Here is a 7,067-nt window from a genome sequence, read left to right as displayed (position 1 = left end):
TGACTCCATGCCGAACTCAGCAGTGAAACGCAACCGCGCCGATGATAGTGTGGCAGCTGCCATGTGAAAGTAGGTCACTGCCAGGCACCCATTAGGAAACCCCGATACGAGAGTGTCGGGGTTTTTTGCGTTGGTTTCAGAGCCGGAGTAATGGCTTAGTCTACATCTCGGCCCAGGGCGGCCCGGCGGATCCGGTACCATTGCTGGCGGCTGAGCTGGATATGCTCGGCCTGTACCGCCTGTCGGACCCGTTCGATCTTGCCCGAGCCGATGATAGGCATCGGCTGGCTGGGCAGCATCATGACCCATGCAAAGACCACCTGCTCAATGGTGGCGGCGTCCACTTCCAGGGCGATCTGTGCCAATTCGTCCCTTAGCGCTTGAAAGGCCGGTTCTTTGAACAGCCGGCCGCCACCCAGGCAGGACCAGGCCATGGGCTTGAGATGCCGCAACTGGCATTGATCCAGGGTGCCGTCGGTGAGAGTGTTCTGGTAGAGGGGAGATATCTCGACCTGGTTGGTAACCAGCGGGTAGTCCAGCCGCGACTGCAGCAGTTCGAACTGGCTGGGGGTAAAGTTGGATACGCCGAAATGGCGGACCTTGCCGCTTTTTCTGAGACTGTTGAAGGCCCGCGCCATGTCATCCGCATTCATCAGGCAGTCGGGCCTGTGTATCAGCAGCAGATCCAGATGATCGGTGCCGAAGTGACGCAACGATTGCTCCGCCGAAGTGATGATATGGGTTTTTTCGCTGTTGTAATGGGGTAATTGGTGGCCAGGATGAGCGGATGAAGGCAGGGCGATGCCGCACTTGGTGACGAGTTGCAGTTGCTCGCGCAGGCCAGGCCTTAGCTTGAGCGCCTCGCCAAACGCGACTTCACAGCCATAATCCCCGTAGATATCCGCATGATCGACGGTGGTAATGCCAAGTTCCAGGTGCTGCTCGATAAAGCGGAGCAGTTCCCGGGGGCTCATCCGCCATTCCTTCAGTCGCCAATAGCCTAGGACAAGTCGGGAAAACTGAGGCCCCTGGGGGCTGACGAGAATTCGAGATACGGCCATAAGCACACTCCCTTGTGATTAATTGTTCTGCCCGAGATCCAGCTTCAGTTCGACGATGCCGTCCTCCAGGTGGGTTGCCACCCTGAACCCGAGTTTGCGGGCCAGCATCACCATGCCCCGGTTGGAGGGCATGGTGATGCCGCTGAGGGTGTTGAGTCCGCGCTGTCGCGCATAACGAATAATTTTTTCCATCAGCAGCCGGCCGAGTCCGACTCCCTTGAGATCCGAGCGCACCAGCACGGCAAATTCCGCATCGTCGTTGTCCGGATCCGAGACCGCCCGCACCACCCCGAGAATATCCCCATTTGCAGCCACCGCCACAAAAGCCATTTCCCGGTCGTAATCGATCTGGGTCATATGGGCCAGCTCTTCGTGGCCGATGACCACATCGGCGAAAAAGCGCTTGTACCTGTCTTCGTCGGAAACGTGGCCGACGAATTCCTTATGGGCAGGTTCGTCTTCAGGCAGTATGGGGCGCAGTAGTATAGGGTTGCCATCCTTGAGCGATGCGGCTTCTTCCCATTCCTTGGGATAGGGCCTGATGGCCAGCCTGGCCTGGCCGTCTCCCTCGAAGGGATGCAACTGCATACTGACATCCAGCGCGACCAGCTCGTTGCCGGTCGCCAGCAGAGGATGGATGTCCAGGCTGGTGATTTCCGGATGGTTGATGATCAGGTGGGACACCTGGGTCAGTACCCGGCACACCGCCATCATGTCGAGGGGCTGCTGGGAGCGGTTGGCCCTGACCTTGCCGCTTTTAAGCGCATGGATGACCAGGTAGCGTGCCAGGGTCATATTGAGCGGCGGCAGGGCCACCGCCGCCTGCTCCTCCCCTTCCCAGTCCACACCACCGTCGCCCAGTAGAATGACGGGCCCGAACACCGGATCCGAGCGCACCGCTATGTGCAGCTCCTGGGAGCCGGCCCGGCGTGCCATACGCTGGACCAGCAGGCCGTGGATGCGGGCGCCGGGAAAGGTCTGGCGTACCCGGTCGAGCACGGCATCGGCGGCCTGGGCCACCTCTGCCGCCGAGCGCAGGTTGAGTACCACTCCGGAGACGTCGGACTTGTGGGCGATATCCGGGGAGCGCAGTTTGATCGCCACCGGGTAGCCGATTTGCTCGGCGATGTGGGCGGCTTCGGTACCGTCCGACGCAATCCAGGTGGGCAGTGTCTGGATGCCGTAGGCGGCCATCAGCCGGCTCACCTCGTGGGTGTCTAGCTGGCTGACACCCTCGTCGAAGGCTTGCTGGATCAGGGTGCGAACCGTGTCGCCATCGCTTGGCATGTCGGAAACCGAGACTGGGGTTTCCATCAGCTGTTTCTGGTTGCGGCGGTATTCCACCAGGTGCATAAAGGCCCCGGCGGCGCTTTCCGGTGTCCGATAGGTGGGAATGCCGGCTTCGGTAAAACAGCGGCGGGCCTCGAACACGCTGGTTTCTCCCGACCAGTTGGTGAGGATATTGAACCGGCGAGCCCTGGGATGGGTCTTGATGACCTCGATCAGCTCACGGGCGACACGGGTGCTGTTCACTGCGGCGGAAGGGGCGTGCATGATCAGAATGGCGTCGAAATCATCGCTGTCGAGCAGCACCTTGAGGCTGTTGACGTAGCGCTCCACCGGCGCGTCTCCCACAATGTCGATGGGGTTGGTGTGGGACCAGGCGCCGGGCAGTACCTGGTTGAGGGCCGCCAGGGTAGTGTCTCCCAGGGTGGCCAGCTTGCCGCCCCGGGCCAGCAGGGTATCGATGGCCATAATGGCCGGCCCGCCGCCATTGGTGAGGATGACCAGCCGCTCGCCGCGCAGGCTTTGGGCATGGTTGAGGGTCTCCACCGCCGCGAACAAGTCGTGGGTGTCGCGCACCCTCAGCATGCCTGCCCGGCGGATGGCGGCGTCATAGGCGCCATCCAGCCCCACATTGCCGCCGGTGTGCAGGTGGCCGAGCTGGGCACCGATCCGGGTTTTGCCGCTTTTGACCACCAGCACCGCCTTGTTGCGGGAGGCGGCCCGGGCCGCCGACATAAAGGTGCGGGCGTCCTGCACTGCATCCATATACAGCAGGATGGCGCTGGTGTGCCGGTCCCGGGCCAGGTAGTCGAGCAACTGGGCAAAGTCGATATCGCTGGCATCGCCCAGGGAAATAAAGTGGGAAAAGCCAATGTCATTGTGGCGGGCCCAGTCGAGAATGGTGGCGCATACCGCCGCCGACTGGGAAACAAAGGCGATGCGCCCGGGTTTGGCCGGGAAAGGCGCAAAACTGACATTCAGTCCCAGGTGGGGCAGTATCACCCCCATGCTGTTCGGGCCCAGCAGGCGCATCTGATATTGGCGGGCGGTGGTGCGCATGGCTTCCACCAGCCCCTTGCCGCTGCCGGCCGCGAGGATAATGGCCGCTTTACAGCCCTTTTGTCCCAGTTGTTCGATGACCTGCAGGTTTTTGTCGGCCGGCGTACAGATAATGGCCAGGTCGGGTATCCGTGGCAGGCTGGCAATGTCGGGGTAGGCCATGACTCCCGCCACCGCCTCGTATTTGGGATTGACCGGCATCACCGGGCCGCTGAAGTTGCCGGCCAGCAGGTTTTTCATGACCAGCTTGCCGGCACCGTTGTCCCGGTGCGAGGCGCCGACCACGGCGATACTGGAGGGCCTGAAAAGCGCGTCAAGTCCTTGCAGCGGCATGGAGACTCCTTAATATGATGGGCATCCGACGGGGCCTTGGTTCTTTTAGCATATTACAAGGCACTGATCCTGTTTCATTTTAACGGGCATGGTCCCAACCGAGGCTTCTATGGAAGTGTGGCTGCTGTTTATTCCCGCCTGTCTGGCCCTGAATGTAACACCGGGTCCGGATGTATTGTTTGTTCTGTCGCAAGCCCTGGGAGCAAAGCGCAGCGGCGGCCTGTGGGCCGCCTTGGGGCTCGGGGTCTCCTATTTGGGACACACCCTGTTTGCAGTGATCGGCTTGTCGGCCCTGGTGATGCAGTCGGCGGCGGCATTTACCTTGATCAAATACCTGGGAGCGGCCTACCTGCTCTATCTGGGCTGGACCAGCCTGCGCCATGCCAGCGGATTGGCATTGCCGGAGGCTGCCCGAGCCCAGGGGGGCTGGCGTATTTTTCGACAGGGATTGCTGGTGGGCCTGCTCAATCCCAAGGTGGCGCTGTTTTTTCTCGCCTTCCTGCCCCAGTTCGTGGTGCCGGAAGCGGGGGCGGTGCCCGGCCAGCTGCTCTGGCTGGGACTGGTGTTTACCCTGACCGCGACCCTGTGCAATGGCGGCTACGCGCTGATGGCGAAGGGGCTGAGGCGGCGACTGTCGGGTGGCGGGGGATTTTCCCGCCTGAGTGGCCGGCTGGCCGGCGTGTTGATGATAGGCCTTGGCCTGCGCCTGGCATTGATGAAAGGCTGAGCCTCAGCCGAACAACCGTTCCCGGAACATAAAAAACACCGCACCCAGCAGGCATAGCCCGGCCCAGACAAAATCCATGCGAAAGGGTTCTTTCAGATACAGGATGGAGAAGGGCACGAACACCGACAGGGTAATCACCTCCTGCAAGATCTTGAGCTGCCCCACATTAACTACCTGGGCACCGATGCGGTTGGCCGGCACCTGCAGCAGATATTCGAACAGGGCGATACCCCAGCTGACCAGGGCGGCCCAGATCCAGGGGCTGTTCTGCATGTTTTTCAGGTGACCATACCAGGCGAAGGTCATGAAAATATTGCTCAGGGTCAGCAGGACTATGGTGATGGCCAGGGGGGACATGACGGGCTCCGGTGGTAGAAACCGGCGGATTATTATCCCGTCCCCGTGCGGATGCAAGCTGACGACGCACGGGGGACGATAATTTACCACCCCGGCTTAACCTGGGCACGACCGCCGGTTACACTAGCCGGCAGGCTCAGCAGTCAAGGATTCCCATGATTTTTCCCACCATCGAAGATTTTGTCGGCAACACCCCCCTGGTGCGTTTGCAGCGCATGGCCAATCACACCAACAGCCAGGTTCTGGTCAAGCTGGAAGGCAACAACCCGGCGGGTTCGGTCAAGGACAGGCCGGCGCTCAACATGATCCGCCAGGCCGAGCTGCGCGGTACCATCAAGCCCGGCGACACCCTGATTGAAGCCACCAGCGGCAATACCGGCATCGCCCTGGCCATGGCCGCCGCCATCAAAGGCTATAACATGGTGCTGATCATGCCCGACAACTCCACCGAGGAACGCAAGGCCTCGATGCGGGCCTATGGTGCCGAGCTTATTCTGGTGAGCAAGGCAGAAGGCATGGAGGGAGCGCGGGATCTGGCCGAAAAAATGGCCGCCGAGGGCAGGGGGGTCATCCTCGACCAGTTCAACAACCCGGACAACCCACAAGCCCACCTGCTGTCCACCGGCCCGGAGATATGGCGGCAAACCCAGGGACGGGTGACCCACTTTGTGTCCAGCATGGGCACCACCGGCACCATCATGGGGGTATCCCAGTACCTCAAGCAGCAGAATGCCAACGTGCAAATCGTGGGCCTGCAGCCCTGCGAAGGCAGCCATATTCCGGGCATCCGCCGCTGGCCCGAGGCCTATTTGCCGGGCATTTTCGAGAAAAGCCGGGTAGATGCGGTACTGGATATCAGCGAACAAGAAGCGGTCGATACCATGCTGCGCCTGGCGCGGGAGGAAGGCATTTTCTGCGGTGTCAGCTCCGGCGGCGCGGTGGCCGGCGCGCTCAAACTGGCGGAGCAGGCGGACAACGCCGTGATCGTGGCCATCATCTGCGACCGGGGCGACCGCTACCTGTCATCGGGAGTGTTTAACGGATAAAAACCGGGATTGGTGATCAGGGACTGGGGATTAGAAAGCGTGTCTGCCAGTCCCCAGTCCCCAGTCCCCAGTCCCCAGTCCCCAGTCACGAATCCCTCTTTTGATCCTTTCAGGCTGATAACGCCAGCTTGCTTTCGGTGATCTGGCTGTCGCCGGCATAGAGGCGGCCGCCCTGGCTGCCGAGATACAGCGCCTGGCCGCGGGCGATGGCGGTGGCCTGGTGCTGGGGCAGCTCGGCCTCCAACACCTCGCCGGGCCAGCCGGCGGGCTCCAGCTCCAGATGCACCAGGGCGCCGCGCGGATTGACGTCCACCACCCTGACCGGCAGCCAGTGCAGGTCGTCGGCCTGGGGCGCCAGGCTGATTTCGTGGGGTCGCAGGTACCAGTGGGCCTGCTCCCGGCCGGTCACCGGCAACGCCAGCCGGTGCTTGCCCACCTGGAAGGTGCCGCCGTCGAGCCGGCCTTCTATCCTGTTCACCTCGCCCAGGAATTCCAGCACAAAGCGGCTGGCCGGGTGCTGCCACACGGTGTTGGGGCTGCCAATCTGTTCAATGCGGCCCTGGCTCATCACCACCACCTGATCCGATACATCCAGCGCCTCTTCCTGATCGTGGGTCACGAACACGCTGGTGAAGTGCAGCTCATCGTGCAGCCGGCGCAGCCAGCGGCGCAAGTCCTTGCGCACCTGGGCGTCGAGGGCGCCGAAGGGCTCGTCCAGCAGCAGCACCTGGGGCTCTACCGCCAGCGCCCGGGCCAGGGCAATGCGCTGGCGCTGGCCGCCGGACAGCTGGGACGGAAAGCGGTCCGCCAGGTGGGACAACTGCACCATTTCCAGCAGGTTGCCCACCTTTTGCCGGATCTCTGCGGCGGACGGACGTTCCTTTCTCGGCTTGATGCTCAGGCCAAAGGCGATATTGTCGAACACCGTCATATGGCGGAACAGGGCGTAATGCTGAAACACAAAGCCCACCTTGCGCTCCCGGGCGTGCAGTCCGGTGACGTCGGTGCCATTGAAACCGATGCGGCCGCCGTCGGCCTGCTCCAGCCCGGCGATAATGCGCAGCAGCGTGGTCTTGCCCGAGCCGGACGGGCCCAGCAGGCCCACCAGCTGGCCGCTGGGAATGTCGAGGCCGATGTCGTGCAGCACCCGGGTCTTGCCGAAGGACTTGCGGATACCCTCAATCTGAATGCTCATGA

General features: G+C 62.1%; 6 protein-coding genes and 1 rRNA gene. 3 read left to right on the top strand and 4 right to left on the bottom strand.

Translation table 11 applies throughout. The annotated features are described in order from the left end of the window. Positions 1 to 86, top strand: a 5S ribosomal RNA gene (gene rrf / locus C7I36_RS18000); the annotation flags it as partial. 69 nt (positions 87 to 155) lie between these two features. Here rrf and C7I36_RS14465 read toward each other — a convergent pair. Together C7I36_RS14465 and C7I36_RS14460 are read right to left on the bottom strand one after the other, a co-directional pair. Then, the gene (locus C7I36_RS14465) at positions 156 to 1,061 is read right to left on the bottom strand and encodes an aldo/keto reductase (protein WP_106454404.1); all 906 of its coding nucleotides are present in this window, start codon (positions 1,059 to 1,061) and stop codon (positions 156 to 158) included. 18 nt (positions 1,062 to 1,079) lie between these two features. Further along, positions 1,080 to 3,740 carry a bifunctional acetate--CoA ligase family protein/GNAT family N-acetyltransferase gene (locus C7I36_RS14460; protein WP_106454403.1) on the bottom strand — a complete coding sequence of 887 codons (2,661 nt, stop codon included), beginning with the start codon at positions 3,738 to 3,740 and terminating at the stop codon, positions 1,080 to 1,082. A 109-nt stretch (positions 3,741 to 3,849) separates the two neighbouring features. Between C7I36_RS14460 and C7I36_RS14455 the strand changes: the two genes are divergently transcribed. Further along, positions 3,850 to 4,467 (top strand): LysE family translocator, encoded by a 618-nt coding sequence (locus C7I36_RS14455; protein ID WP_106454402.1) that lies wholly within the window; start codon positions 3,850 to 3,852, stop codon positions 4,465 to 4,467. Positions 4,468 to 4,470: 3 nt separating this feature from the next. Here the strand turns inward: C7I36_RS14455 and C7I36_RS14450 are convergent, their stop codons facing one another. After that, complete coding sequence (locus C7I36_RS14450) at positions 4,471 to 4,824, bottom strand: DMT family protein (RefSeq protein WP_106454401.1); 354 nt, start codon at positions 4,822 to 4,824, stop codon at positions 4,471 to 4,473. 155 nt (positions 4,825 to 4,979) lie between these two features. Between C7I36_RS14450 and cysM the strand changes: the two genes are divergently transcribed. Continuing rightward, positions 4,980 to 5,870: a cysteine synthase CysM gene (cysM, locus tag C7I36_RS14445; RefSeq protein WP_106454400.1), complete on the top strand. Its 891-nt coding sequence runs from the start codon at positions 4,980 to 4,982 to the stop codon at positions 5,868 to 5,870. 109 nt (positions 5,871 to 5,979) lie between these two features. Here cysM and cysA read toward each other — a convergent pair whose 3' ends face one another. Continuing rightward, the gene (gene cysA / locus C7I36_RS14440) at positions 5,980 to 7,065 is read right to left on the bottom strand and encodes a sulfate/thiosulfate ABC transporter ATP-binding protein CysA (protein ID WP_106454399.1); all 1,086 of its coding nucleotides are present in this window, start codon (positions 7,063 to 7,065) and stop codon (positions 5,980 to 5,982) included. Positions 7,066 to 7,067 lie beyond the last annotated feature (2 nt).

The organism is Zobellella taiwanensis, assembly GCF_003012795.1.
In the GTDB taxonomy this organism is placed as follows: Bacteria; Pseudomonadota; Gammaproteobacteria; order Enterobacterales; family Aeromonadaceae; genus Oceanimonas; species Oceanimonas taiwanensis.
Note: the sequence above shows the minus strand (reverse complement) of the source record. Positions and strands in the feature narration are given on the sequence as shown.